This window comes from Pseudomonas agarici, from assembly GCF_001543125.1.
Lineage (GTDB): Bacteria > Pseudomonadota > Gammaproteobacteria > Pseudomonadales > Pseudomonadaceae > Aquipseudomonas > Aquipseudomonas agarici.
Map to the genome: position 1 here is coordinate 834,526 of NZ_CP014135.1, position 25,860 is coordinate 860,385.

General features: G+C 61.4%; 24 protein-coding genes. 13 read left to right on the top strand and 11 right to left on the bottom strand.

Annotation, left to right across the window (positions count from 1 at the left end; translation table 11 throughout):
* Window positions 1–21 precede the first annotated feature (21 nt).
* From ptsP to AWM79_RS03815, 6 genes are all read right to left on the bottom strand, one after another.
* A complete protein-coding gene (ptsP, locus tag AWM79_RS03790) occupies window positions 22–2,538 on the bottom strand; it encodes a phosphoenolpyruvate--protein phosphotransferase (RefSeq protein WP_060782184.1) in 2,517 nt (838 codons plus the stop codon).
* Between the two features lie 13 nt (window positions 2,539–2,551).
* Window positions 2,552–3,574 (bottom strand): SIS domain-containing protein, encoded by a 1,023-nt coding sequence (locus AWM79_RS03795; RefSeq protein WP_026013048.1) that lies wholly within the window; start codon window positions 3,572–3,574, stop codon window positions 2,552–2,554.
* Window positions 3,555–4,661, bottom strand: a complete 1,107-nt coding sequence (gene nagA, locus AWM79_RS03800) for an N-acetylglucosamine-6-phosphate deacetylase (RefSeq protein WP_017130789.1) — start codon at window positions 4,659–4,661, stop codon at window positions 3,555–3,557. The genes AWM79_RS03795 and nagA overlap by 20 nt, the downstream gene beginning before the upstream one ends.
* 20 nt (window positions 4,662–4,681) lie before the next feature.
* Complete coding sequence (locus AWM79_RS03805; RefSeq protein ID WP_017130790.1) at window positions 4,682–5,413, bottom strand: GntR family transcriptional regulator; 732 nt, start codon at window positions 5,411–5,413, stop codon at window positions 4,682–4,684.
* Between the two features lie 172 nt (window positions 5,414–5,585).
* Window positions 5,586–6,086 carry a L,D-transpeptidase family protein gene (locus AWM79_RS03810; RefSeq protein ID WP_060782185.1) on the bottom strand — a complete coding sequence of 167 codons (501 nt, stop codon included), beginning with the start codon at window positions 6,084–6,086 and terminating at the stop codon, window positions 5,586–5,588.
* A 33-nt stretch (window positions 6,087–6,119) separates the two neighbouring features.
* Window positions 6,120–6,677, bottom strand: a complete 558-nt coding sequence (locus AWM79_RS03815) for an NUDIX hydrolase (RefSeq protein WP_060782186.1) — start codon at window positions 6,675–6,677, stop codon at window positions 6,120–6,122.
* 146 nt (window positions 6,678–6,823) lie between these two features.
* On the opposite strand from AWM79_RS03815, the gene AWM79_RS03820 reads away from it, so the two are divergent.
* The 4 genes from AWM79_RS03820 (at window position 6,824) to purT (ending at window position 9,612) form a co-directional block, all read left to right on the top strand.
* Window positions 6,824–7,423, top strand: a complete 600-nt coding sequence (locus AWM79_RS03820; RefSeq protein ID WP_060782187.1) for a CoA pyrophosphatase — start codon at window positions 6,824–6,826, stop codon at window positions 7,421–7,423.
* A gap of 57 nt (window positions 7,424–7,480) precedes the next feature.
* Complete coding sequence (locus tag AWM79_RS03825) at window positions 7,481–8,005, top strand: gamma carbonic anhydrase family protein (protein ID WP_017130794.1); 525 nt, start codon at window positions 7,481–7,483, stop codon at window positions 8,003–8,005.
* A complete protein-coding gene (locus AWM79_RS03830) occupies window positions 8,002–8,211 on the top strand; it encodes a DUF1289 domain-containing protein (RefSeq protein ID WP_017130795.1) in 210 nt (69 codons plus the stop codon). Before AWM79_RS03825 ends, AWM79_RS03830 begins: the two co-directional genes overlap by 4 nt.
* A gap of 219 nt (window positions 8,212–8,430) precedes the next feature.
* The gene (gene purT / locus AWM79_RS03835; protein WP_017130796.1) at window positions 8,431–9,612 is read left to right on the top strand and encodes a formate-dependent phosphoribosylglycinamide formyltransferase; all 1,182 of its coding nucleotides are present in this window, start codon (window positions 8,431–8,433) and stop codon (window positions 9,610–9,612) included.
* Between the two features lie 57 nt (window positions 9,613–9,669).
* Here the strand turns inward: purT and AWM79_RS03840 are convergent, their stop codons facing one another.
* From AWM79_RS03840 to AWM79_RS03855, 4 genes are all read right to left on the bottom strand, one after another.
* A complete protein-coding gene (locus AWM79_RS03840) occupies window positions 9,670–10,986 on the bottom strand; it encodes an MFS transporter (RefSeq protein WP_017130797.1) in 1,317 nt (438 codons plus the stop codon).
* A 224-nt stretch (window positions 10,987–11,210) separates the two neighbouring features.
* Window positions 11,211–14,171: an autotransporter outer membrane beta-barrel domain-containing protein gene (locus AWM79_RS03845; RefSeq protein ID WP_060782188.1), complete on the bottom strand. Its 2,961-nt coding sequence runs from the start codon at window positions 14,169–14,171 to the stop codon at window positions 11,211–11,213.
* Between the two features lie 176 nt (window positions 14,172–14,347).
* A complete protein-coding gene (locus tag AWM79_RS03850) occupies window positions 14,348–15,589 on the bottom strand; it encodes a transporter associated domain-containing protein (protein WP_060782189.1) in 1,242 nt (413 codons plus the stop codon).
* 12 nt (window positions 15,590–15,601) lie between these two features.
* Entirely contained in the window at window positions 15,602–16,414 is an 813-nt protein-coding gene (locus tag AWM79_RS03855; protein ID WP_026013049.1) for a cytochrome C assembly family protein, read from the bottom strand.
* A 200-nt stretch (window positions 16,415–16,614) separates the two neighbouring features.
* Here AWM79_RS03855 and ffh point away from each other — a divergent pair, with 200 nt between their 5' ends.
* The 6 genes from ffh to xerD all read left to right on the top strand — a co-directional run bounded on the left by ffh (window position 16,615) and on the right by xerD (window position 21,206).
* Window positions 16,615–17,991: a signal recognition particle protein gene (gene ffh, locus AWM79_RS03860; protein WP_017130801.1), complete on the top strand. Its 1,377-nt coding sequence runs from the start codon at window positions 16,615–16,617 to the stop codon at window positions 17,989–17,991.
* A gap of 250 nt (window positions 17,992–18,241) precedes the next feature.
* Window positions 18,242–18,493 carry a 30S ribosomal protein S16 gene (gene rpsP, locus AWM79_RS03865; protein ID WP_017130802.1) on the top strand — a complete coding sequence of 84 codons (252 nt, stop codon included), beginning with the start codon at window positions 18,242–18,244 and terminating at the stop codon, window positions 18,491–18,493.
* A gap of 5 nt (window positions 18,494–18,498) precedes the next feature.
* Window positions 18,499–19,035, top strand: coding sequence for a ribosome maturation factor RimM (rimM, locus tag AWM79_RS03870; protein ID WP_017130803.1), 537 nt, complete (start codon window positions 18,499–18,501; stop codon window positions 19,033–19,035).
* A 3-nt stretch (window positions 19,036–19,038) separates the two neighbouring features.
* Window positions 19,039–19,791, top strand: coding sequence for a tRNA (guanosine(37)-N1)-methyltransferase TrmD (gene trmD / locus AWM79_RS03875; RefSeq protein WP_017130804.1), 753 nt, complete (start codon window positions 19,039–19,041; stop codon window positions 19,789–19,791).
* Window positions 19,792–19,836: 45 nt separating this feature from the next.
* The gene (rplS, locus tag AWM79_RS03880) at window positions 19,837–20,187 is read left to right on the top strand and encodes a 50S ribosomal protein L19 (protein WP_003175895.1); all 351 of its coding nucleotides are present in this window, start codon (window positions 19,837–19,839) and stop codon (window positions 20,185–20,187) included.
* Window positions 20,188–20,309: 122 nt separating this feature from the next.
* A complete protein-coding gene (gene xerD, locus AWM79_RS03885; protein WP_017130805.1) occupies window positions 20,310–21,206 on the top strand; it encodes a site-specific tyrosine recombinase XerD in 897 nt (298 codons plus the stop codon).
* 44 nt (window positions 21,207–21,250) lie between these two features.
* On the opposite strand, the gene AWM79_RS03890 is transcribed toward xerD, so the two are convergent.
* On the bottom strand, window positions 21,251–21,508 hold the full coding sequence (locus tag AWM79_RS03890) for an acyl carrier protein (RefSeq protein WP_060782190.1): 258 nt from the start codon (window positions 21,506–21,508) through the stop codon (window positions 21,251–21,253).
* Between the two features lie 638 nt (window positions 21,509–22,146).
* Between AWM79_RS03890 and AWM79_RS03895 the strand changes: the two genes are divergently transcribed.
* The 3 genes from AWM79_RS03895 (at window position 22,147) to thrC (ending at window position 25,762) form a co-directional block, all read left to right on the top strand.
* Window positions 22,147–22,878, top strand: coding sequence for a thioredoxin fold domain-containing protein (locus AWM79_RS03895; protein WP_017130807.1), 732 nt, complete (start codon window positions 22,147–22,149; stop codon window positions 22,876–22,878).
* Between the two features lie 138 nt (window positions 22,879–23,016).
* Window positions 23,017–24,321, top strand: a complete 1,305-nt coding sequence (locus tag AWM79_RS03900; protein ID WP_017130808.1) for a homoserine dehydrogenase — start codon at window positions 23,017–23,019, stop codon at window positions 24,319–24,321.
* A 31-nt stretch (window positions 24,322–24,352) separates the two neighbouring features.
* Window positions 24,353–25,762, top strand: a complete 1,410-nt coding sequence (gene thrC / locus AWM79_RS03905; protein WP_017130809.1) for a threonine synthase — start codon at window positions 24,353–24,355, stop codon at window positions 25,760–25,762.
* Window positions 25,763–25,860: the final 98 nt, after the last annotated feature.

Below are 25,860 nucleotides of genomic sequence, written 5' to 3' on the forward strand. Positions count from 1 at the left end.
CGTGTCTCCTTATTGTTGTTATCAGCTCAGCGGCCAGTGTCGGCGGCAGCTCTCGCGGACGCTGGCGGCACTGCCGAGCTGGAGCAGCGACTGGCTGATCCGGCGACATTCGGCGGCGTCGAGACTGCGTACCCGTTCCTTGATCTCGCCGATCTGCGGCGGGCTCACGGACAGTTCACTGACGCCCAGACCGATCAGCAGTGGCGTCGCCAACGGGTCCGAGGCCAGGGCACCACAGACGCCGACGCAGCGTTGATGGCGAGCGGCGCCCGCGCAGGTCTGGGCAATCAGGCGCAGCACCGCCGGGTGCAGGGCGTCCACCCTGGCGGCCAGGCCCGCATGGTCGCGGTCCATGGCCAGGGTGTATTGCGACAGGTCGTTGGTGCCGATGGAGAGGAAGTCGGCGTGCTCTGCCAACTGTTCGGCCAGCAGGGCGGCGGATGGGACCTCGATCATCACCCCCAGCTCGGGACGCTGGCTGATGCCCAGCTCGGCGGCCAGTTCGTCGAGGCGCTGGCGGATTTGCAACAGTTCATCGACCTCGCTGATCATCGGCAGTAGGATCCGACAGCGTTGCAGCGGGCTGACTTGCAGTAGGGCACGCAGTTGCTGATCCAGCAGTTCTGGCCGGGCCTGGGCCAGGCGGATGCCACGTAGGCCGAGCACAGGGTTGGCTTCGGCGGGGAGTGGCAGGTAGTCGAGATGCTTATCGCCACCGACATCGATGGTGCGGATGATGACGGGCTTGTTGCCCATGGCATCGATCACGCCCTGGTAGGCGTTGCGCTGTTCTTGTTCATCGGGCGCGTGCTGGCGGTCGACAAACAGAAACTCGGTGCGCAGCAGGCCGACACCGTCGGCGCCGCCTTGATTGGCCTCCCTGGCTTCATGGGCCGAGGCGACATTGACCAGCACCTCGATGGACAGGCCGTCACGGGTCCGTGCCGGTGAGTGGCTGTGCACCTGTTGCTGCTGGCGCCGCAACTGATGTTGCCAGTGGGCCAGGGCGACTTCTTCGAGGCGTGTGGTATCGGGGGTCAGTTCGAGGCGTCCGTGATCGGCATCGAGTACCAGCTGCTGACCGGGAGCGATTTCCAGCAGTCGCGGGCCGAGGGCTACCAGGCAGGGCAAACCCTTGCCCCGAGCGAGGATCGCCACATGGGAAGTGGCGCCGCCTTCGGCCATGCACAGCCCGGCGATTTTCTGCTGGCTGATCAGCAGGAGGTCGGAAGGGGTCAGCTCTTGGGCGACGACAATCGAGCCTTGCGCCACTTCAGGGTGCCAGGCCTTGCCGAGCAGGGCACGCAATACCCGTTGGCGCAGGTCGCGCAAATCGTTGGCGCGTTCGGCGAGCAACGGGTTGCCCAAGTTCAACAGCACCTGGCATTGGGTTTCGATGGCCTGGCTCCAGGCATGGGTCGCCGCGCTGCCCTGTTCGATGGCCTGGCTGGCGGCATCAAGCAGGGCCGGGTCTTCGAGCAGGGCCAGGTGAGCGTTGAAGATCGCTTGTTCTTCGTGATCCTGGCGCCCGTGGGCCTGTTGCAAGGTATCGTAGATCTCGGCGCGGACCTTCTCCAGGGCGATATCCAGGGCCTGCAGTTGTTCGTCGGCGATATGCCCACGGGTATCGGGCGCCAGCTCGATGGCTTGCAGGTGTGCGAGCGGGCCGCTGACCAGTCCGGGAGCGGCGCACACGCCATGCAGCACGCCGGACTCGGCCGGTTGGCTGGAGGTGGTTGGGTGGGACGGGGCTGCGTGATGTTTGCCTTCGGCCAGCGGTGTTTGCAAGACCTGCAGCAGTGCCCGCAGGGCCGCTTCGCGATCGGTGCCACGGCAGGTGATTTCCACCTGGGCCTGTTCGGTGACGCCCAAGCCCATGATGCCGATCAGGCTGGTGAGGGAGGCAGATTTGTCTCCCAGGCACAGCCGCGCTTCACAGTTGAAACCTTGTGCGGTCTGGCGCAGCAAGGCCGCCGGACGCGCGTAGAGGCCGCCGCGATGGGCGACCCGGGCACTGCCACGGACTTCTTCGGGCATCGTGTCGGTAACCGTTGCCGGTGGAGGGGCAGTCTGGCGCGACAGGATCTGCAGTAACGGCTCACCGACCTTTACCGAGTCGAGGGGCAGGAGCCGTAGTTGATAGTGTTCGCCGTTAGTCAGCACCAGCGGGCTCACCAGGCTTGTGCAGCGTCGGGCGACCCGGTCGAGATCGAAGCGCAGCAGGGCCTGGCCGGCAGTGACCTGGGCGCCTTCCTCGATCAACAGAGTAAAACCTTCGCCTTGCAGTTCGACCGTATCCAGGCCCAGGTGCAGCAGCAGTTCGGCGCCGTTGTCGGCACGCAGGGTCAAGGCGTGCAGCGTTCGCGCGATATGCACGATCACTCCGGCACAGGGCGCATGCAGCGTGTCGTTGAGCGGATCGATGGCGATGCCTTCGCCCATGGCCCCGCTGGCGAAGACCGCATCCTCGACGCGGGTGAGGGGAAGTACGGGGCCGCTCAGCGGAGCGCCGAGGGTGATCTCATTATTGTTATGCATGGCGCTGTACTCGTCAGTGGGTACGGGTGACTTTGCTCAGGTGACGCGGTTGATCAGGATCCATGCCGCGGGCCTCGGCCAGTTGAGCGGCCATCACATAGAAGCTCTGGATCGCCAGGATCGGGTCGAGGGCCGGATGTTCGGCGCGGTCCAGGTCCAGGTCGCGTTCGGCGATATCGGACGGCGCGGCGAGCAGCACGCGGGCACCGAGTTCGCGCATGTCGGTGGCCAGCTTGAGCAGTCCGGCCTGTTCCGCGCCCCGTGGGGCGAAGACCAGCAATGGGTAACCGGTGCCGATCAGGGCCATCGGGCCGTGGCGAACTTCTGCGCTACTGAAGGCCTCGGCCTGGATCGCCGAGGTTTCCTTCAACTTCAATGCGGCTTCCTGGGCAATGGCAAAGCCGGCGCCGCGACCGATCACCATCAGCCGCTCGCTGCCGCGCAGCACCTCGATGGCCTTGCTCCAGTCCAGGGCAGCAGCCTGTCGCAGGCCGGCGGGCAAGGCCTGGCCGGCGTCGAGCAGGGCGCGATCCTGTTGCCAATGACCGAGCAGCCGGGCGCTGGCGCTGAGGGTGGCAATAAAGCTCTTGGTGGCGGCGACGCTTTGCTCGGCCCCGGCCAGCAGCGGTACGGTGTATTCACAGGCGGCCTCCAGCGGCGAGTCGAGCGCGTTGACCATGGCCACGCTCAGGGCGCCGCGCTCGCGCAGTAGGTGCAGGCTGTCGACCAGGTCGGGGCTTTGGCCTGATTGGGAAAAGGCCCATACGGCCTGCCCGCTGACCCGCAGGGGCGAATGTCGCAGGGTGACCACCGACATCGGCAGCGACGCCACCGGCACGCCAGTCTTCTGCATGGTCAGGTAGGCGAAATAACTGGCGGCGTGGTCGGAGCTACCACGGGCGACGGTCATTGCCACATGCGGCGGCTGCTGGCGCAGGCGGGCGGCGATCTCGCTCAGACCGTCGTCGAGTTGGCGCAGCTGGCGGCTGACCGCTTCATGGGAGGACAACGCCTCTTCAAGCATTCTGGAAGTCAACGGCTTCTCCTTCGACCCTTACCGAGGTCAGTGTCAGTGAGCGATCCAGGCGTACACAGTCGGCCCAGGCTCCAGGCTCCAGGCGTCCGCGTTGTGCCAGGCCGAGGTAGTCGGCGGGGAACTGCGAGAGGCGTTGCGAGGCTTCGGCGATGGACAGGCCGATCTTCACCAAGTTGCGCAAGGCCTGATCCATGGTCAGGGTGCTGCCGGCCAGGGTGCCATCGGCTAAGCGCACGCCGCCCAGGCATTTGGTTACGGTATGGCTGCCCAACCGGTACTCGCCATCCGGCATGCCGGCGGCAGCGGTCGAATCGGTCACGCAGTAGAGGCAGGGGATCGAGCGCAGGGCCACGCGCATGGCGCCTGGATGCACATGCAGCAGATCGGGGATCAGTTCGGCGTAGCGGGCATGGGCCAGGGCGGCACCGACGATGCCCGGCTCGCGGTGATGCAGCGGGCTCATGGCGTTGTACAAGTGGGTGAAACTGGTGGCTCCGGCGTCGAGGGCGGCGACGCCTTCTTCGTAGCTACCCAGGGTGTGCCCGATCTGCATGCGTATGCCACGCTGGCTGAGGGCACGGATCAACTGGGCGTGACCGGCAATTTCCGGAGCGATGGTGATCACCCTGATCGGTGCGCGGCGCAGGTATTCATCGATCTCGGCGGCGATTGCCGTGTGGGCGAAATTCGGTTGGGCGCCCAGTTTGCCGGGGTTGATGAACGGGCCTTCGAGGTGGACGCCGAGGACACGGGCGGTGCCGGGCAGGCGCTGTTCGCAGTAATGGCCGAGCTGGGTGAGGATTTCGCCGATTTCCTCGGGCGGTGCGGTCATGGTCGTGGCCAGCAACGAGGTGGTGCCGAAGCGTAGGTGGGTGCGGGCGATGGTTTCGAAAGCCTCGTCACCCTGCATGACGTCCTTGCCGCCACCGCCGTGGACATGTAAGTCGATAAAACCGGGCAGCAGGTAGGGCAGGTCGTTGTCGGCCGGATCGCAGAGGGTGCCTTCTATACGTTGCACTTTGCCCGCCTGATGGACCAGGCGGCCGCGAATCCAGCCTTGCGGGGTAAGGATATTGTCTTCGGACATGGCAGGTTCCCCTGGGCAGGCTAACGTCGCAGCTCGGCGACGAAATCGTAATAATCGTTACGGCAATAGGTGTCGGTCAGTTCGATGGGGGTGTTGTCCTCGAGGTAGCCGATACGGGTCATCAATAGCATCGCGGTGCCGGGCTCGATGCTCACCAGGGCGGCGAAGTCCGGTGAGGCATTGATCGCGCGGATATGTTGCAGGGCGCGGACCACGGGTCGACCGATGCTGTCCAGGTATTCATAGAGCGAGTCGCCGACCTGTTCCGGCTCGGGGATCAGCGCGGCGGGCAAGGTGCTCATCTCGATGGCCATGACCGTGTCGTCGGCCTTGCGCAGCCGTTTGAGGCGCGCGACCTTGTCACTGGGGGACAGGCCCAGGCGGATCAGTTCTTCGTGGCTGGGCAGGGCGATATGGCGCTCCAGCCATTGCGAGCTGGGCGCAAAACCCTTGGAGCGGAGCATTTCGCTGAAGCTCGACAGGCGTGACAGCGGTTGCTCCAGGCGCGGGGTGATAAAGGTTCCCGAACCCTGGTTACGGCGCACCAGGCCTTGTTCGAAGAGGATCTCCAGGGCCTTGCGGGCCGTTACTCGGGAGATCCCCAACTGTTCGCTCAAGTTACGTTCCGAGGGCAATGCCTGCTCGGCTTTCCATTGGCCGGCATGAATGGCGGCTTCCAGGTTGCGCGCCAGTTGCAGGTACAACGGCGTAGGCTGGGACTCGTCGGGACGCAGGGCGAGCATATTGTTCATGTAGGATTTCCGATGCGGTTGTTGGAGGTTTTTCGCTCGGGTAGTGGCACCAAACTAATACCACTTGAGTACCATGTCAATGCCACTGGTGATCTTCGAGCGCAATAAAATGCCCGGTATGACGAGCATGCCGGGCATTCTGGGTTTTGCTGGTATCAGGGTGGAGGGCGCTTCAGGGGCGAATTTCCACCAAGGTGCCGTCCTTGACCAGGCTCCACACTTCGCGCATGTCGACGTTGCGCATGCCGACGCAACCGTCGGTCCAGTCAAGGGTATGCAGCCACTGCTCCGGGTAGTCCTCGGAGTCCGGTGTGCCGTGGATCATGATCATGCTGCCGGGGTTGACGCCTTCGCGGCGGGCGCGTGCGGCATCGCTGATATTGGGATAGGAAATGTGCATCGATAGATTGAATTTGTCGCTGGTCTTACGCCAGTCGATCCAGTAGAACCCCTCCGGTGTACGGCGATCGCCTTCAACCTGTTTCTGTCCCTTGGGGTTCCTGCCCAGAGAAATCCGGTAGGTTTTCAGTGGCTTACCGTCGCTGACCAGTTGCAACTGGTGGGCGGACTTGAGGACCAGGACCTTTTCAATCATCCGACCTTGCAGCGGGTCGGCGGAAGCCTGGGTCAGCGCGGCGAAGGACAGGCAGAAAACGGCAAGCAACCAACGCATTGAAACGGTATCCCTGAAAAATGGTGGAGTGGATTATTGGGGGTCGGCTGCTTTGGGCATCATGGGCGACACGGCTTCGTTGCGCACCGGAAACCGTTGCGTGGGGCGGTCGGCGAAAAAACATTCCAAGGTACGCCTGACAGTCTTGAACGCCAGTTCGGACCAGGGGATCTGGTGTTCTTCGAACAGTCGTACTTCCAGGCTTTCGGTGCCGGCACGGAAATCCAGGTCGGCCAATTCAGCGCGGTAGAACACATGGACCTGATTGATATGCGGCACATCGATGAGCGTGTAGATGTTCAAGTTACGTACCCGCGCATAAGCTTCCTCGAAGGTTTCCCGACGCGCGGCGTCCTCGACGGTCTCGCCGTTCTCCATGAAACCGGCCGGCAGGGTCCAATAGCCCAGGCGCGGCTCGATGGCGCGTTTGCAGAGCAGCACCTGGCTGCCCCACACCGGCAGGCAGCCGGCGACGATATTGGGGTTCTGATAATGAATGGTCTGACAATGATCGCAGACAAAACGCAGGCGCGTGTCGCCCTCGGGGATGCGTTGACTGACCGGTTTACCGCACTGGCTGCAAAACTTCATGCTGGACTCTCTGGATGGCCCGTCTATCTTCGCGTGGTCGGTCGCCTGTCGGCAAGTTGTGCTTTCGCGATATGCATCGGTTGAGGGGTTGGGCGACCTGTCGGTTTGGTGCATGATGCAGGGTAAGTCAGAAATTGAGATTAGCCATGCTGGATGAGCTACTTCGACGTATAAGCGAGCATACTCCGCGCACCCTGGAAACGGATCGACGTTTTCCCGAAGCGGCGGTATTGGTGCCGATCACGCGCAGCGAAGAGCCCGAACTGGTGCTGACCCTGCGGGCCAGCGGTCTTTCGACCCATGGTGGCGAAGTCGCGTTTCCCGGTGGTCGCCGCGATCCCGAAGATCCCGATCTGGTCTTCACCGCGCTGCGTGAAGCCGAGGAGGAGATCGGTCTGGCGCCGGGCTTGGTGGAAATCGTTAGTCCGCTCAGTCCGCTGATCTCGCTGCATGGGATCAGAGTAACGCCGTATGTCGGGGTGGTTCCGGATTTTGTCGAATACCGGGCCAACGATGCCGAGATCGCCGCCGTGTTCAATGTGCCGCTGGCGTTCTTTCGCCAGGACCCACGTGAACACACCCACCGCATCGACTATCAGGGCCAGAGCTGGTACGTCCCCAGCTATCGCTATGGTGAATACAAGATTTGGGGGCTCACGGCGATCATGATCGTCGAGTTGATCAATCTGCTGTATGACGCCAAGATCAGCCTGCACAAGCCGCCCGAGCGGTTTATCAATCTATAGCGAAGCGTACAGGCCATCATCTGCATGGCGTCGTAGCCGATCCGTGAGGACTACCGTATGAAATACCGTTTGGGCGACTTTCGCGTCGAAGCCCACCCGCGGAGCTGGGTGGCCCCCAATGCCGTGCTGGTGGGCAAGGTCAAGCTGCAAGAGGGTGCCAACGTCTGGTTCAACGCGGTGTTGCGCGGTGATAACGAGTTGATCCTGATCGGTCGTAACAGTAACGTCCAGGACGGTACGGTGATGCACACCGACATGGGGTATCCGCTGACCATCGGCACTGGCGTGACCATCGGTCATAACGCCATGCTGCATGGCTGTACCGTGGGCGACTACAGCCTGATCGGCATCAACGCGGTGATTCTCAATGGTGCGAAGATCGGCAAGAACTGCATTATCGGCGCCAATTCGTTGATCGGCGAAGGCAAGGAAATTCCCGATGGTTCGCTGGTGATGGGATCGCCGGGCAAGGTGGTGCGTGAGCTGACCGAGCCGCAGAAGAAGATGCTCGAAGCCAGTGCCGCGCACTATGTGCATAATTCGCAGCGATACGCTCGCGAGCTGCGGGAAGACCTCGAATGACGCCGCTGGAGCGCCCTGTGCCCTCGCCCTGCGTCAGTATCTGTGCGTTGGATGAGCAGGATGTCTGCACCGGCTGCCAACGCACGGTCGAGGAAATCACCGGTTGGAGTCGGATGGATAACGTCGAGCGTCGCGAAGTGCTCGGGCGTTGCCACGAGCGGGCCAAGTCTAGCGGCTTGCTGTGGATGGCGAACGCCAGGGCCTGACTATCGGCACGGTGTGAAAGTGGCCCCTTGCAGCGAGCGGACTTGCCCGAATGCAGCGACCGACGGCTCTTCAGCGGCACTCGACGCCCGCTGCTCCGGCGCCCATGGAATCCGGCCTGAAACGATTGGCTCCAGTTCATGTAAAATGCCCGCCTTTAATTCCCAATAGGTGGCCGGTGATGGGGCACCTTCGATGATCTGCTTCCTTGAGGACCTGAAATGACCCGTATCGGAACTCCACTGTCGCCGACCGCGACGCGCGTATTGCTCTGTGGCTGTGGTGAGTTGGGCAAGGAAGTCGTCATCGAGTTGCAACGCCTGGGCGTCGAAGTGATCGCGGTTGACCGTTATGCCGATGCGCCGGCCATGCAGGTGGCGCATCGCAGCCATGTGATCAACATGCTTGACGGAGCGGCTCTGCGGGCGGTGATCGAAGCCGAGCAGCCGCACTTTATCGTCCCTGAAATTGAGGCCATTGCCACTGCCACCCTGGTGGAGCTGGAGGCCGAGGGCTTCACCGTGGTGCCGACCGCCCGCGCCGCGCAGTTGACCATGAACCGTGAAGGTATCCGGCGCCTGGCCGCTGAAGAACTGAAACTGCCGACCTCGCCTTACCACTTCGCCGACACCTTCGAGGCCTACAGCCAGGCCGTTGAGGATCTGGGCTTTCCGTGCGTGGTCAAGCCGGTGATGAGCTCCTCGGGCAAGGGCCAGAGCCTGCTACGTGGCGTCGATGATGTGCGCAAGGCCTGGGATTATGCCCAGGAAGGCGGGCGCGCCGGTAAAGGCCGGGTGATCGTCGAGGGCTTTATCGACTTTGACTACGAAATCACCTTGTTGACTGTGCGCCACGTCGGCGGCACCACGTTCTGTGCGCCGGTCGGCCACCGTCAGGAGCAGGGCGACTACCAGGAGTCCTGGCAGCCACAGGCGATGAGCCCGGTGGCCCTGGCCGAGTCGGAGCGAGTCGCCAAGGCGGTGACCGAAGCCTTGGGCGGGCGTGGCATGTTTGGCGTCGAGTTGTTCATCAAGGGCGACCAGGTCTGGTTCAGCGAAGTGTCGCCGCGTCCTCATGACACCGGGATGGTCACCATGATTTCCCAGGATCTGTCGCAGTTCGCGTTGCATGCTCGGGCCATTCTCGGCTTGCCGATCCCGTTGATCCGTCAGTTCGGCCCATCGGCCTCGGCGGTGATCCTGGTGCAAGGGCAGTCGAGCCGGACTGCTTTCGCCAACCTTGGCGCGGCGTTGAGCGAGCCAGATACCGCCCTGCGCCTGTTCGGCAAGCCAGAAGTCAACGGCCAGCGTCGCATGGGTGTAGCGCTGGCGCGTGATGAGTCGATCGAAGCCGCGCGGGCCAAGGCGACCCGTGCGGCGCAGGCTGTTGTGGTAGAGCTGTAGCCGTAGCGCTCTTCGCGGGCTTGCCCGCGAAGAGGCCGTCAAGACCTCACCGTCCGATCAGGCTACTTTGTTCAGATCGCTGTAGCGCGTTTCCTTCAAGCAGAAAATCGCTATCAGGCTCAACGCCGCCGCTCCCGATACATACCCGCCGACCCAGCTCAGACCGCCCATTGTCACCAGTTTCTGGGCAAAGAACGGCGCAGCCGAGGCCCCGACGATACCACCCAGGTTATAGGCCGCCGAGGCGCCGGTGTAACGCACGTGGGTAGGAAACAGCTCCGGCAGCAACGCGCCCATCGGCGCGAAGGTAATCCCCATCAGGAACAGTTCCAGGCACAGGAACAGTGCGACACCGGTGGTCGAGCCATGCCCCAGCAGTGGTTCCATGGTGAAACCGGACAGCAGTGCCAGCACACCGCCAAGAATCAGCACTGGCTTGCGTCCGAAGCGGTCGCTGGCCCAGGCCGCCAGTGGTGTGGCCGCGGCCATGAACAGCACGGCAAAACACAGCAGCCCGAGGAAGGTCTCGCGGCTATAGCCAAGGTTGGCCACGCCATAGCTCAGGGAAAATACCGCCGAAATATAGAACAGCGCGTAACACACCACCATGGCCGCCGAGCCCAGCAACACTGGCACCCAGTAGCGGCTGAACAGCTCGACCAGCGGTATCTTCACCCGCTCCTGGCGTGCCACGGCATGGGCGAAGACCGGACTTTCCTCAAGCTTGAGACGAACGTACAGGCCGACGATCACCAGCGCGGCACTGAGCAGGAACGGAATGCGCCAGCCCCAGGAGCGGAACTGCTCGTCGCTCAAGGTCATGGCGAGGATCAGGAACAGGCCGTTGGCGGCGAGAAAGCCGATCGAAGGCCCCAGTTGCGGAAACATGCCGAACCAGGCGCGCTTGCCTTCGGGGGCGTTCTCGGTTGCCAGTAGCGCGGCCCCACCCCATTCACCGCCCAGTCCCAGGCCCTGGCCGAAGCGCAGCAGGCACAGCAGAATCGGTGCCCAGGCACCGAGGGTCGCGTAACCGGGCAGCACGCCGATCAGCGTGGTGCAGATGCCCATCAGCAGCAACGAGGCGACCAGCGTCGATTTGCGCCCGATGCGATCGCCGAAGTGGCCGAACAGGATCGAGCCCAGCGGGCGGGCGAGGAACGCGATGCCGAAGGTGAGGAATGCCGAGAGCATCTGCGCGGTGCTATCGGTCTGTGGAAAAAACACCGGGCCGATCACCAGCGCTGCAGCGGTGGCATACACATAGAAATCGTAGAATTCGATGGCGGTGCCGATAAAGCTGGCGGTTGCCACTCGCGAGGTGGAGTTCAGCGGTTTGTTCGGCGTGGCATCGTCAAAGGTGCTGCTGGAGGTCATTGCGAGCTTCCCTGAAAGTCTTGCACGTAGGCATTATTAGTATGGGTACAAGACTCTATACCAGGTCGGCCTCACCGTTCACGCACTGGCGTGTTCTCGGGATACAGCAGGCCGCCTTTCGCGCCCATGCGGAGGTTGCGGGGTAGCGGTGCAGTCCGCTCCCCGTGATCGCAAGCTCGCTGGGCAATCCAACGCCAGATGGCTATCAAACTAGCTTGCTGCGATTAGAAACTCATCTGCCATTGGCCGATCAGCCCGTGATTGCGGCTGTTGCTGCCGATTTCGCCGGTATAGCCGATGCCCAGGCTGTGCCGCGCCGACAGGCCCACATCCAGCCCGGCCTCCAGCAGCAGGCTGTCGCGGTCCAGCGCGCTGCCTTCGACGTTGAATGCGCTACCGCCCATCAAGAAGGCCTGGCGAGTGTTGCTGTCGACATCGCCGTAGGTGTGTTTCCAGCCGGCGCTGAGCCGTGGCGTCAGGCTGATACCGTTCTCCAATTGGCTCAGGTGCGCCAGGCGCAGACCGAAGGTGCTGGTGAAGTTGTCCTGGGTTTGTCCGTCGACGTGCAGCGCCGCGGCACCGCCTTTTTCGTTGTAGCTGTCGCGCTGGTAGCGCTGGTAACCGAGGGTGGCGAACGGCTCGGCACTCAGGCGCCCGCTGCCCATGGCGTAACCCAGTTCGGCGAAAGCCTGCTGGCTGTTGGCATCATAGTCACCCTTGGGGCGGTCGCTAAAGCCATTGAAGGACACGGTACGTTTGCTGTCGCCCTGATGCCCGCTGTAGGCGGCGCCCAGGCGCAACGCAAGGGCGCCGCTCTGGTGCATGGCATAGAGGCCGGCGTGCCAGCTATCGACGTCGCCGTCGACGCCGGTGGTGTCCAGGTCGGTCTTCGAGTAGCCGCCCAGTACACCCACGCGCCAGTCGGAATCCAGCGCCCAATCGACACCGATCACCGTGCCCTTGGTGCGTTGGGTCAAGCCGTTGCTGCCGTGTTCGCCGTCGAGCTTGCCGTAGCTGCCGATGCCTTGCAGCCACAGGCGCCCACGGGCGTTGGGGTCATTCAGGTTGCGTGCTTGGGCAGGCACGCCAGTGGCGGCAAGTACCGGCGTGTCGGTTTGATCCAGCCCGACCAGCAGCCCCGCGCCGCCGCCCAATTGATGCATGGCCGCGAGCATGCTGCTGCCCACCTGGGCGCTGGCGCCGAGGGTGGCGCTGGTGAGGTTGGCGGTGCTGCTGCCGGCCAATTGTTCGATGGCCGCGCCAGCGGTGCCGGTGGTGGTGCTGAGCAGGGCGTTATACAGCGCATTGTTGTTGCCCAGGGTGGCCAGACTATTGGCGGCACTGGCGGCGTTGCCGGTACTGGCGAACTGGTTGAAGGCGATATCGTTGCGGGTGTAGGTCAGGCCGACCTGGTTGGCACTGTAATCGAGGGTAGGCGCGAGGAAGGCGTAGTCACTGGTGACCCTGCCAAAGGTGCCGTTGATGCTGGCGGCCTGCAGCACGGTGTAATGATTCTGCCCAGGGTAGGTATCGGAGGTGAGCGCCAGGGTCGCGCCATTCAGGTAGGCGGTGCCACCGACCTGCACGGGCGCGCTGCCGCCGTTGGCATTCACGCCATAGGCCAGGGTCGAGCCGCTGGTCATGGTCAAGTCGCGGGTAATGCTGGCGGTGCCCAGCGCGGTATTGGTTTGCAAGGTGCCTTTGACCAACAGGCTGCCGACGCTGCCACCGCCAGCATAAGTCCCGCCTTCATCGACGCTCAGGTTGCCGGCAATGCCGCCTTGGTTGATCAACTTGGCGCCGCTGAAAATCTCGCCGCCGTCGCTGAAATCACCGCTACCTGTGAGGGTCCAGGCGCCTTGTTTGACGTCCAGCCATTCGAAGTTGCGGCTTTCGCCAAAACTGCCGCCGGCCGAGTCGTCCATGCTCAGGCGGTCGTTGCCGCTGCCGCCGTCGACCAGGCCGATAAAGCGGCTGGCGTTGCGCAGGATCAGCTTGTCATCGCCGCCACCCAGGTCCAAGGCCAGGCCATTGCTGCCGCTGATGGTGCCGGCGTTGATCACCGTGTCGGCAAACTCACCGACGAACTTCACCCCAAAGCCGCCCAGGCCCTGGATGGTGCCGTGGTTTTCCAGGGTCGTGGCCGCCACACCGGGACCGTCGCTACCATCGTCTACCAGGACCGCGTTGTTGGCACCGCTGACCAGCGCGCCAATGCCATTGAATACATAGCCGCCGCCGAGGGCAATACCTTCACTGCCGTTGGCAAACCCGTTTTTGTCGACGCCGCCAGCGCCTACGCCCTGAATGATTCCGTAGTTTTCGATATGGGCGATCTTGTCGATGTCCACGCCGTCACCATCACCATCCGGTTGCAGCCCCGAGAAGGCGCCGGTGATGGTGCCATGGTTGATCACCGTGCCGTCGCCGTCGGAGCCGAAGCCTGAGCCATTGCGACCGATCACTGTGCCGTAGTTGGTCAGGGTCGCGCCCAAGTCAGTGGTGATGCCGTGGCGGCCGCCGGAAATCAGGCCGTAGTTGGTCACCGTCACACCAGTGGCCGAGTCGATATCCACACCGTCGTACTTTTCGTCGGAGGAGTGAGTGTCGCCGGTGGAAATCTCGCCATAGTTGGTGATGGTCGCGTTGCCGCCGGTTTTCATGCCGTCGCTGGCATCACCGCGAATCAGCCCGCCCGCACGGTTGATGAGGGTGGTGGTGACGTTGGCGCTGCGTATCGCATCCAGGTCCAGCGCCTGACCGGTAGCCGAGCGAATGGTGCCGCTATTGTCGATCAACAGACTGCCGCTGGCGAAATTGCTGTCGATGCGCAAGGCATCGTTGGCGCCCTGGATCACGCCGCCGACACGGTTGTAGATCGAATAATTGCGCGCAGCATTGAGGTCACCCGAACTGTCGATAGCCCGTCCGCCCGTGGAGGCGATGGTGCCGGCGTTATCGATCACCACACCCTTGGTACTGGTGCCATCTTTCAACGTCACCGCGACTTTCGTCGTGCTCAGACTGCCTGGCGCCGAAACCGTCAGTGAGTCGCTGCTGCTCAAGGTTTGTGCGGTGGCGGTCGATGTATCGATTTGCACCGTCTGGGCTTGAGCCAGTTCAACCATCCCACTGCTGGCGAGCAGGGCGAGGGTGAGCGTCAGGCGACGAGGTGAAGAGGGCATGCTGGGCGACCTTATATTAATAAGCGGGCCGACCTATATAGCAAAAGGCGATTACAAGATTATGTCGGAGAGGTTACGGAAAGGGCGCCGAAATTGACTAACGGAACTCACCCCACAAGCCACTTGAGCCTGTTGCTGTCTCGCGCCAACCCGGTGGATGGCGGCGAGTGCGCTGCTTATGGCGTGATAGGTAGGGAACTGGTATGCCAGACCAGGACGCGGCTGACGCGGTTGTCCTCGGTTTCGAGGATTTCCAGGCGATAACGACCGATCTTCAGGCAGACCGAGCTTTCCGGAATGGTCTCCAGGGCTTCGGTCACCAGGCCGTTGAGGGTCTTTGGGCCATCGCAGGGCAGGTGCCAGCCCAGGCTCTTGTTCAGTTCACGGATCGATGCGGCGCCTTCGATCACCAGGCGGCCGTCGGCTTGTGGGTGAATATGCGGGTTAGCCAGGCTGTGCTCGCTTTTGAATTCGCCGACGATCTCTTCGAGGATATCTTCCAGGGTGACAATGCCAAGGACTTCGCCGTACTCGTCGACGACCATGGCCAGGCGCCGTTGCTGTTTGTGGAAGTTCAGCAATTGCAACTGCAGCGGTGTGCTCTCGGGGACGAAATACGGTTCGTGACAGGCGCCGAGCAGGGCTTCCAGGGTCAGGCTGGCATCCGCCAGCAAATGGCCTAGCTGGCGGGTGTTGAGCACCGCCTCGACTTGGTTGATATCGCTGTGGAACACCGGCAGGCGCGTGCGCTTGTTGTTTCGCAGTTGGGTGATGATCTCGTCGATCGAGTCGTCGAGGTTGATCCCATCGACTTCACTGCGTGGTACCAGGATGTCGTTGACGGTGATGTTGTCCAGCGCGTGAATCCCGGACAGCGACGTCGACCGCTTCGAATGATCCTGCCCTGGCTCGGTGTCGAGGTCGACCGGCGGCAGGTCCTCGTCGCTCTGCCTGACCGCGCCGGTCTTGCTGATAAAGGGTCGCAACAGAAGACGGGCGGCGCCGTTGAGCAGCCAGGCCACGGGATAGAGAATTTTCAGCGGGACACCGAGCAGGGCATTACCGATGGCCAGGATGGCTTCGGGGTAGCGAGCGGCGAGGAGGCGCGGCAGGTAATCGGCCAATACCAGCAACGCTACCGTGCTGGCGAGGCAGGCCAGCCAAGGGCCGTGTTCGCCCCAGAGCAACAGCGAGAGCAGGGTGGCGATGATCACCGCGACGATACGGCACAGGGTGTTGCAGAGGATCAGGCTGTTGTGCGGGAAGCTCAGGTGCGCGGCGGACCTGTCGCCCGAGCGCGAGGCCGGACGCCGTGCCGTGAGCAACTGCTGGGCGACTTCGATAGCGGTGAACAGCGCCGACCAGAGGATCAGCAGGCCCCATAGGGCGAGCAGCGGCCCGGCGGGTAGATTGTCCATAATCTCGGCCCGTCAGATGTGGAGGATGTATTCGCGGACCAGCTTGCTGCCGAAATAGGCCAGCATCAGCAGGCAGAAGCCGGCCAGGGTCCAACGGATTGCCTTGTGTCCGCGCCAGCCGAGGTGGTTGCGGCCCCATAGCAACACGCTGAACACGACCCAGGCCAGACAGGCCAGCAGGGTCTTGTGCACCAGGTGCTGGGCGAACAGGTTTTCGACGAATAGCCAGCCGGAGATCAGCGACAGCGAAAGCAGTGTCCAGCCGCCCCAAAGGAAACCGAACAGCAGGCTTTCCATGGTTTGCAGCGGCGGGAAGTTCCTGATCAGGCCGGAAGGATGTTTGTGCTTGAGCTGGTGGTCCTGCAACAGCAGCAGCAGGGCTTGAAACACTGCGATGGTAAACATGCCATAGGCAAGGATCGACAGCAGGATATGCGCAAGAATGCCCAGTTCTTCATCAATGACCTGCACCGTGCCCGACGGCGCGAACTGTGCCAGCAGCACCGTCAGCCCGCCCAGCGGGAACAGCAGGATCAGCAGGTTCTCCACGGGGATCCGCGAGCAGGCGATCAGCGTCAGGCCGATCACGGCGACGGCGATCAGGCTGGCGGCATTGAAGAAGTCCAGGCCCAGTCCGACCGGAGTCGCCAAGTGGGTGAACAGGGCAATCGCATGGGCCAGCACGGCGAAGACGCCGAGCCCGACCAGCAGGCGCTTGTCGGCCTTGGCAGACTGGCGCAGGCGAGTGCCTTGATAGAGAGTCGCAGCGGCATATAAACAGGCGGCGGCGAGGCTGGTCAGCAAACTGGGTGACAAAGAAAGCATAAGTCCTGTGAAGCAAGCCCGAAAGGCGCTGAGTTTGGCACACAACCGCCAGTCCACGAAAGACCGTGGCGCTAGTGCCGCGCCCACAGTCTCGCTATAATCCGCGACCGGCCCACGCCGTAGGCTCGCCAGGCACGCTTTTGAACACGCCGGCTGCCTATTACCTCGGTTCTATTATTAGGGGCCTCAAAGGATCGCGCATGTTTGAAAACCTGACCGACCGTCTCTCGCAGACGCTGCGCCATGTCACTGGCAAGGCCAAGCTGACCGAAGACAATATCAAAGACACCCTGCGTGAAGTACGCATGGCGTTGCTCGAAGCCGATGTCGCCTTGCCGGTGGTGAAGGACTTCGTCAATTCGGTCAGGGAACGCGCTGTCGGCACTGAAGTGTCGCGCAGCCTGACGCCGGGTCAGGCGTTCGTGAAGATCGTCCAGGCCGAGCTCGAAAGCCTGATGGGCGCCGCCAACGAAGACCTGAACCTCAGCGCCGTGCCGCCGGCGGTCATCCTGATGGCCGGCCTGCAGGGCGCGGGCAAGACCACCACGGCGGGCAAGCTGGCGCGCTTCCTTAAGGAGCGCAAGAAGAAAAGCGTGATGGTGGTGTCGGCGGACGTATACCGCCCGGCGGCGATCAAGCAGTTGGAAACCCTGGCCAACGACATCGGCGTGACGTTCTTCCCGTCCGATATCAGCCAGAAACCGGTGGATATTGCCGAAGCGGCTATCAAGGAAGCTCGTCTCAAGTTCATTGACGTGGTTATCGTCGACACCGCCGGTCGTCTGCATATCGACGCCGAAATGATGGGCGAGATCCAGCAACTGCACGCGGCGATCAAACCGGTGGAAACCCTGTTCGTGGTCGACGCCATGACCGGCCAGGACGCCGCCAACACCGCCAAGGCCTTTGGCGATGCACTGCCGCTGACCGGCGTGATCCTGACCAAGGTCGATGGCGATGCCCGTGGCGGCGCTGCGTTGTCGGTCCGCGCCATCACCGGCAAACCGATCAAGTTCCTCGGCATGGGAGAAAAGAGCGAAGCGCTCGACCCCTTCCACCCGGACCGGATCGCCTCGCGCATCCTCGGCATGGGCGACGTGCTCAGCCTGATCGAACAGGCCGAGCAGACCCTCGACAAGGACAAGGCCGACAAACTGGCCAAGAAGCTGAAGAAGGGCAAGGGCTTCGACCTTGAAGACTTTCGCGACCAGCTACAGCAGATGAAGAACATGGGCGGTCTCGGTGGCCTGATGGACAAGCTGCCGAGCATCGGCGGCGTCAATCTCGCGCAGATGGGCAATGCCCAGGGGGCGGCGGAGAAGCAGTTCAAGCAGATGGAAGCGATCATCAACTCCATGACCCCGGCCGAACGTCGCGACCCCGAGTTGATCAGCGGTTCGCGCAAGCGGCGGATTGCCATGGGTTCCGGCACCCAGGTACAGGACATCGGTCGCTTGATCAAGCAGCATAAGCAGATGCAAAAGATGATGAAGAAATTCTCGGCCAAGGGCGGTATGGCCAAGATGATGCGCGGCATGGGCGGTATGCTGCCCGGCGGCGGCATGCCGAAAATGTAAATAATCTGCGCCGGCTGTCATGTCGGCGTTGCCTCGCACGGACGCGGGGATCTCCAGCAAACCTGCGCTATGCAGGAGCTGATCTGCCGTTTTTACTGCGGCTCTATGGCAAATCTTGATTGCATGGCGCCAGGCGCCGGAAAAAGTCATTTGCAAAAGTCCGGATATTCCTTAGAATATGCGGCCTTTCGGGCACCTATGCCCGCTGTGCATTTAGATTTGCAGCACCGACTACAGGAACGATGTTCACATGCTAACAATCCGTCTTGCCCTTGGCGGCTCCAAAAAGCGCCCGTTTTACCACCTGACCGTAACCGACAGCCGCAACGCTCGTGACGGTTCGCACAAAGAACAAGTGGGTTTCTTCAACCCGGTTGCTCGTGGTCAGGAAGTTCGTCTGTCCGTGAACCAAGAGCGCGTAGCCTACTGGCTGAGCGTTGGTGCACAACCTTCTGAGCGCGTTGCTCAGTTGCTGAAGGAATCTGCTAAGGCTGCGGCCTGAGCAATATGAACGCGGCGCCTGCTTCTACCGATGATTTGATCGTTATCGGCAAGATCTATTCTGTTCATGGCGTTCGCGGCGAAGTGAAGGTTTATTCCTTCACGGATCCGATCAAAAACCTGTTGGACTACAAAACCTGGACGCTCAAGCGCGAAGGTAGCGTGAAACAGGTAGAGCTGGTGAGTGGGCGTGGGAACGACAAGTTCTTGGTCGCGAAGCTCAAGGGTCTTGATGATCGTGAAGAAGCGCGTCTTCTGGCCGGTTATGAGATTTGCGTGCCGCGCAACCTATTCCCTGAACTGACCGACGGCGAGTACTACTGGTACCAACTGGAAGGTCTCAAGGTCATCGACACCCTCGGACAACTGTTCGGGAAGATCGATCATCTGCTCGAGACTGGCTCGAACGATGTCATGGTGGTCAAGCCTTGTCCGGGCAGCCTGGATGATCGCGAACGCCTGTTGCCCTATACGGAGCAATGCGTGTTGGCTGTCGACCTTGGCGCTGGCGAGATGAAGGTGGATTGGGATGCGGACTTCTAAGCGATGGCTGGCCTGCGCGTAGAAGTGATCAGTTTGTTTCCCGAAATGTTTTCCGCCATCAGCGACTACGGTATCACCAGTCGTGCGGTGAAACAGGGGCTCTTGCAGTTGACCTGTTGGAATCCGCGGGACTATACGACCGATCGACATCACACTGTGGATGATCGCCCATTTGGCGGTGGTCCGGGCATGGTGATGAAGATCAAACCCCTTGAAGACGCCCTGGTTCAGGCTAAGGCGGCGGCAGGGGAGGCGGCGAAGGTGATTTACCTGTCGCCTCAGGGCCGGCAACTGAATCAGTTGGCGGTGCGCGATCTGGCGAACGAGGAGGCCTTGATCCTCATTGCGGGTCGTTACGAAGGCATTGACGAGCGCTTTATAGAGGCTTATGTCGATGAAGAGTGGTCGATTGGGGACTATGTTCTTTCCGGTGGCGAGCTGCCGGCGATGGTTCTGATAGATGCGGTTACACGACTGCTGCCTGGAGCTTTAGGGCATGCGGACTCCGCGGAGGAAGATTCCTTCACGGATGGTTTGCTGGATTGCCCGCACTACACCCGTCCGGAGGTGTATGCGGATCAGCGTGTTCCCGACGTGTTGCTCAGTGGCAACCACGCACATATCCGGCGTTGGCGTCTGAAGCAGTCCCTTGGCAGGACCTCGGAACGACGCGCCGATCTTCTGGAAAGCCGCTCGCTTTCTGGAGAAGAGAAGAAGCTGCTCGAGGAATACATCCGCGAGCGGGACGATAGTTAACAACGTATCGATGGTAGATCAGACGATTTGCCTTAGGAGCACAACATGACCAACAAAATCATCCTTGCACTCGAAGCAGAGCAGATGACCAAAGAGATCCCTACCTTTGCCCCGGGCGACACCATCGTCGTTCAGGTGAAAGTGAAGGAAGGTGACCGTTCGCGTCTGCAAGCGTTCGAAGGCGTGGTAATTGCCAAGCGTAACCGTGGTGTAAACAGCGCGTTCACCGTGCGTAAAATCTCCAACGGTGTTGGCGTAGAACGTACTTTCCAGACCTACAGCCCGCAAATCGACAGCATGGCTGTCAAGCGTCGCGGTGATGTACGTAAGGCCAAGCTGTACTACCTGCGCGATCTGTCGGGTAAAGCCGCTCGCATCAAGGAAAAACTGGCTTAAGTCCAGCTTCCGATGCAGAAAAAAGCAGCCTACGGGCTGCTTTTTTGCATTCCGGGTTTTGAAAAGATCGTGACGCGCTGTCACAGTTGACCTGCTTATCGCCTTTTGCTTTTCGAGCGCTTATGCCCGCCATCGATCACCCGCTTATCGACCAGTTTCTCGACGCCCTGTGGCTGGAAAAGGGTCTGTCCGACAATACCCGGAACGCTTATCGCAGCGACCTGGCGCTGTTCAACGGCTGGTTACAGGAAAAAGGCCTGGAACTGGCGCATGCCGGTCGCGAGCTGATTCTCGACCACCTGGCCTGGCGTCTGGAGCAGGCCTACAAACCACGCTCCACGGCCCGCTTTCTTTCCGGCTTACGTGGATTTTACCGTTACCTGTTGCGCGAGAGGCTGATTGCTGTCGATCCGACCCTGCAGGTGGAAATGCCGCAGTTGGGTCGACCATTGCCCAAGTCGTTGTCGGAAGCCGACGTCGAGGCCTTGCTGAAAGCGCCGGACCTGAGCGAAGCCATCGGCCAGCGCGACCGTGCGATGCTGGAAGTGCTCTACGCCTGTGGGCTGCGGGTGACGGAGTTGATCAGCCTCACCCTGGAGCAGGTCAACCTGCGCCAGGGCGTGTTGCGGGTCATGGGCAAGGGCAGCAAGGAGCGCCTGGTGCCAATGGGCGAGGAAGCGATTGTCTGGGTTGAACGCTACATGCGCGATGCCCGTGGCGAACTGCTCGGCGGGCGGCCGAGCGACGTGCTGTTTCCCAGTCTGCGTGGCGAGCAGATGACCCGCCAGACCTTCTGGCACCGGATCAAGCACCAGGCCAAGGTCGCCGGGATCGGCAAGTCGCTGTCCCCGCACACCCTGCGCCATGCCTTTGCGACCCATCTGCTCAACCACGGCGCGGACCTGCGGGTGGTGCAGATGCTGCTGGGGCATAGCGACCTGTCGACCACGCAGATCTATACTCATGTCGCCCGTGCCCGCCTGCAGGACATGCACGCTAAACATCACCCGCGTGGCTGAAGCGGTTGCACAAGCATTGCGTGAATGGGAGCGATCATATGCTCTCAGTCGGATGGGTGGGTGATGAGGTCGACGATTTGCCTGATTGTGGTAATGGCGTTCCGGTCTTCCTGGGATGAATGCAATTTGAACTGCCATTCCACCTGCATCACGAAGCAGGTAAGGTCATCGTCAATGATCTTGAAGTCGCGAATGAAGTCGGTTTGCTCCGTCACCTGCTCTCGTTCGAGAAAACCGATGGTGTCGACAAACAGTTGGATAACCTTTTCGGTGATTTTATCTCGATTCAGTCTATTTTCCATGCCTTGCCTCGTAGGCGCACAGGCCGGGTCTGATCCGGTCGAAGACAACCAGGCCAGGCTCTAGCGTGCGCTTCCCCCTCCGGTTGGGGTGGTTTCTAGTGTTACCTGATGGGTGAAAAGCTCAATGCCATCGACTCGGCCTTGTAGTGGATATGCTGCGGTTGGCTCGCTCACAATCTAAATCCCTGTAGCGCCAATCGCTTGTAGGCAATGTCTGTAAGTGAGTCGGAATCTTCTTCAAGGCGATTCAGGGGCTGGAAATAAGCACATGAGATCGCTCATTGTCGCGAGGAAGCAGCCAGCAGCCAGCAGCCAGCAGCCACCGCCGCCACTAACGCCCTATCCGCGAGATTGACGCGCGGCTCGACAGGTCTGGCGATGAAATCGGTGATTGGGCTGATGTTTCTCAAGGCATTAGCCGGGAAACGACGGTCATGTTCATTTGAATCGAGTCGCTTGCTTCGCGAGTCAGGGTGCCCACAAAAAACATCAAACTTCACCACGCCTCGCATCGCTGGGAGTCGGTCATGCCGGCCTTATGTGATAGGCTTGACGCGTTTGCACGATGGGCGCCCGGAACTCGAAACTACACTCAGTGTTTCCCCCCTCCCATTAGTTGCCCGCCTTCAGGAGTACCCATGCGCTTGACTCATATTTTCGCCGCCGCCGCCCTGGCGTTGGTCAGCAACTTCGCCCTGGCCGATGGCGCCGCCGAACAGGCGATTCGCAAGAGCCTCGACAGCCTGCAGATGGACACTCCCGTAGAGAGCATTACCGCCAGTCCCCTGGCCGGCCTTTACGAAGTCAAGCTCAAGGGCAGCCGCGTGCTGTATGCTAGCGCCGACGGTCAGTTCGTCATGCAGGGCTACCTGTTCCAGCTCCAGGACGGCAAGCCGGTCAACCTCACCGAAAAGACCGAGCGCCTGGGCATCTCCAAGCTGATCAACGGTATTCCGGTGGCCGAGACCGTGGTCTATCCGGCCATCGGCGAGACCAAGTCGCATATCACCGTGTTCACCGACACCACCTGCCCGTACTGCCACAAGCTGCACGCTGAAGTGCCTGCGTTGAACAAGATGGGGATTGAGGTGCGTTATGTCGCCTTCCCGCGTCAGGGCCTGGGTTCGCCGGGTGACGAGCAGTTGCAGGCGGTGTGGTGTTCGAGCGACAAGAAAACCGCCATGGACCAAATGGTCGATGGCAAGGAAATCAAGGCCGCCCAGTGCGTCAACCCGGTTTCCAAACAATTCGCCCTCGGTCAGTCGATCGGGGTCAACGGTACACCGGCCATCGTCCTGGCTGATGGCAAGGTGATACCAGGCTACCAGCCGGCGGCACAAGTTGCCAAGCTGGCGCTGGCTGCCAAGTAATCCAGGCTCGTCGCGGTCGTCTTTGACGAGCATGATCCCGGGCATCCGTCCCGTGGGTCCTAAATAGCCAGCCGCTGGTGGTCCAGCGGCTGTTTTCCACGGCCGACCTCGCGTCGGCCGTTTCATGGGGAGTTCAGAGTGAAACCGGTCAAAGTAGGCATCTGTGGGTTAGGTACCGTCGGTGGTGGCACCTTCAACGTACTTCAGCGTAACGCCGAGGAAATTGCTCGTCGTGCCGGGCGTGGAATCGAAGTGGCACAAATCGCCACTCGCACGCCAAAGCCTCAGTTCCAAACGACCGGTATTGCGATTACCAACGATGTCTTCGAAGTGGTCACGAACCCTGAGATCGACATCGTCATAGAGCTGATGGGCGGCTATACCGTGGCCCGTGAGCTGGTACTCAAAGCGATCGAGAACGGCAAGCACGTGGTCACCGCAAACAAAGCGTTGATCGCGGTGTACGGCAATGAAATCTTCGCCAAGGCCCGCGAGAAAGGCGTGATCGTGGCGTTCGAAGCGGCGGTGGCCGGCGGTATCCCGGTGATCAAGGCAATCCGCGAAGGCCTGTCGGCCAATCGCATCAACTGGGTTGCCGGCATCATCAACGGCACCGGCAACTTTATCCTCACCGAAATGCGCGAGAAGGGTCGTACCTTCGAGGACGTGCTGGTCGAGGCCCAGGCTTTGGGTTATGCCGAAGCCGATCCGACCTTCGACGTTGAAGGCATCGATGCCGCGCACAAGCTGACCATCCTGGCGTCCATCGCGTTCGGTATTCCGCTGCAGTTCGACAAGGCCTACACCGAAGGCATCACTAAGCTGACCACCGCCGACGTCAACTATGCCGAGGCCCTGGGCTATCGCATCAAGCACCTGGGTGTGGCGCGCAGCACCGCCGCCGGTATCGAGTTGCGGGTCCACCCGACCCTGATCCCGGCTGATCGCCTGATCGCCAACGTCAACGGCGTGATGAACGCCGTCATGGTCAATGGCGACGCAGCCGGTTCGACTCTGTTCTACGGGGCCGGTGCCGGCATGGAACCCACCGCGTCGTCGGTCATCGCCGATCTGGTGGACGTGGTGCGGGCGATGACCTCCGACCCGGAGAATCGGGTACCGCACCTGGCTTTCCAGCCAGACTCGCTGTCGGCCCATCCGATTTTGCCCATCGAAGCCTGCGAAAGTTCCTATTATCTGCGTATCCAGGCCAAGGACCATCCAGGCGTCCTGGCCCAAGTGGCAAGCATTCTGTCGGAGCGTGGGATCAACATCGAATCGATCATGCAGAAGGAGGTCGAAGAGCATGATGGCCTGGTGCCGATGATCCTACTGACCCACCGCGTGCTGGAACAGCATATTAACGACGCTATCGCCGCGCTGGAGGCCCTGCAAGGTGTGGTTGGCCCTGTCGTGCGGATCCGCGTCGAGCACTTGAACTAAGCCGGCGCTGCCGATTGGAGAGGAATTGTTCATGCGTTACATCAGTACCCGTGGCCAGGCACCGGCCCTGAATTTCGAAGACGTGCTGCTGGCTGGCCTAGCCAGTGACGGTGGCCTGTACGTGCCGGAAAACCTGCCCCGTTTCACCCAAGAAGAAATCGCTTCCTGGGCTGGCCTGCCGTACCACGAGCTGGCGTTTCGAGTCATGCGCCCGTTCGTCACCGGGAGCATCCCGGACGCCGACTTCAAGAAAATCCTTGAGGAAACCTACAGCGTCTTTGCCCATAACGCGGTCGCGCCGCTGCGCCAGCTCAATGGCAACGAATGGGTGCTCGAGCTGTTCCACGGCCCGACCCTGGCCTTCAAGGACTTCGCTCTGCAACTGCTCGGTCGCCTGCTCGACTATGTGCTGAAAAAGCGCGGCGAGCGCGTGGTGATCGTCGGCGCCACCTCCGGCGATACCGGCTCGGCTGCCATCGAAGGCTGCAAGCACTGCGAGAATGTCGACATCTTCATCCTTCATCCGCACAACCGGGTGTCCGAGGTGCAGCGGCGGCAGATGACCACCCTGTTCGGCGACAACATTCACAACATCGCTATCGAAGGCAACTTCGATGACTGCCAGGAAATGGTCAAGAACAGCTTCGCCGACCAGAGCTTCCTCAAGGGCACGCGCCTGGTCGCGGTGAATTCGATCAACTGGGCGCGGATCATGGCCCAGATCGTCTACTACTTCCACGCGTCCCTGCAATTGGGTGGCCCAGCCCGTTCGGTGGCGTTCTCGGTGCCGACCGGTAACTTTGGCGACATTTTCGCCGGCTACCTGGCGCGCAACATGGGGCTGCCGATCAGCCAACTGATTGTCGCTACCAACCGCAACGATATCTTGCACCGTTTCATGAGCGGCAATCAGTACGTCAAGGAAACCCTGCACGCTACCTTGTCGCCGTCCATGGACATCATGGTCTCGTCGAACTTCGAACGCCTGCTGTTTGACCTGCACGGTCGCAATGGCGCGGCTATCGCAGGCCTGATGGAGACCTTCAAGCAAGGCAGCGGTTTCAGCGTCGACCAGGATCGCTGGAGCGAGGCGCGCAAGCTGTTCGACTCCCTGGCCGTGGATGACACGCAGACTTGCGAGACCATCGCCCAAGTCTTCGCCCAGACCGGCGAGGTGCTCGATCCGCATACCGCCATCGGTGTCAAGGCCGCCCGTGAGTGCCGCCGTAGCCTGGATATTCCGATGGTGATCCTGGGCACGGCGCATCCGGTCAAATTCCCTGAAGCAGTGGAGAAAGCTGGTGTAGGAAAAGATCTTGAGCTGCCGGCACATCTTTCCGATTTGTTTGAAAGAGATGAGCGTTGCACGGTCCTGGCCAACGACCTGAAAGCTGTCCAGGCCTTTGTCAGCCAGCATGGCAACCGCGGCAAGCCGCTCTGACCGACTAGAAAGGTCACACTTTAGAGCCCGCCCCTTGGCGGGCTTTATCGTTTTTGCGTGCCAAACTTGCGCCTGGTTTTTTCATGTTCCAAAAAAGG